Genomic DNA, 1,294 nt, shown 5'->3' with positions numbered 1-1,294 from the left:
AGCCAGGGACCACGAGCCATCAATCGTAATAGCCAATTTGCCGTTCGGGAACGGATCTGGTGGATACTCCAAAGCAGATACTTTATCTTTGTTATACAGATCGGAGAAGAACTGAACGGCTTTTTTCGTTTGCGGCGAGTCTAGGAAGCCTTTGGATGTTTTTCCATCTGGACTCATAATTTCCCCACCGAATTGCCAAACGATCGGATATTTGAAATAAGCGGTTGCACCCGCATTGCCAAAGCCTTGCGCCGGGTCAATACCAAAGATGCCATTCGCTGGGTCATTTACTTTTTTTGCAGCATCCAGAACTTGATCCCAAGTCCATGGCTCATCTGGATTTTTAGACGGAAGCGGAATACCTTTCGCTTGGAAAAGCCTTTTGTTATAGAACATCGCAATTGAAGATTCCGTCAGAGGTGCCATGTAGATTTCATTTTGATATGTGTAGGTCGCAAGTGTTGATTTTGGAACATCATCCATATTACCGTCTGCTTTGAAGTAGGCGGTTAATGGTTTAAGCGCTCCAGCGTTTGCATACGAACCGACGGTAGGTGCATCTAACGCCATGATGTCCGGTGGGCTGCCGGAAGCGATGGATACACGCAATTTCGTGTCATAATCAGAGTATGGAATCGGTGTCATCTCCACGGAGATATTCGGGTACTTCTGCATAAAGGATGCCACAAGCTTATCATAGGCAGCATTCTCCGTATCATTCCCTGAGTTTCTCCAGAATGTAAGTTTTACTTTTTCTTCTTTTGTCACAGCTGCATCTGTTTGCTTTGGTTCCGCTGATGAATTGCTTGATGCGCTTCCGCTATTGCTTTGCGAAGAACATCCCGCCAACAAACCACCAACTACGATAGCGCTTACGACTGTTTGACTTAGTTTTTTCATATGTTGTTGCCCCTCTCATTTCTCTGTTGTTGTTTCTGTCACCATCTAATCAAAGTGAAAGGGACATTAAATTCAAAATGCTCTGCTTCTAACTTATAAAATTATCATGAAGGGCGATGAAAGTAAAAGGAGCGTGAATTCTAGCGTAATTCAAAACCTCCGAATAATAGTAAAGCTAGCCCAAAAAGAACTAAATTATTTTTGAACTAGTTTTTCCATTGCGCAAATTATTAATGCCTGCGTTGTAAGAGTCGGTATCATAATACGAACGAGGCGTCCACTCTCCGCGCATCGAACGATATTTATGACTAGGATAATGGAAATCATCAATAGAAGCACGAAGAATCCCGCGATCGTGTGTGAGGATTTCTTCTGCTAGCTCATCGGCTAATGT

At 43.3% G+C, this 1,294-nt stretch carries 1 protein-coding gene and 1 pseudogene; both read right to left on the bottom strand.

The features are described 5' to 3' along the window. A partial coding sequence (locus tag AC1DUA_RS38035; RefSeq protein ID WP_477504635.1) for an ABC transporter substrate-binding protein occupies nt 1-900 on the bottom strand: 900 nt, incomplete at its 3' end. 190 nt (nt 901-1,090) lie between these two features. After that, nucleotides 1,091-1,294 (bottom strand): annotated as a pseudogene (locus tag AC1DUA_RS38030) (hypothetical protein); the annotation flags it as partial.

It is taken from the genome of Paenibacillus sp. 01T422, from assembly GCF_056398785.1.
The sequence above is the reverse complement of the archived record's forward strand: the minus strand, read 5'-3'. Positions and strand labels throughout refer to the sequence as shown.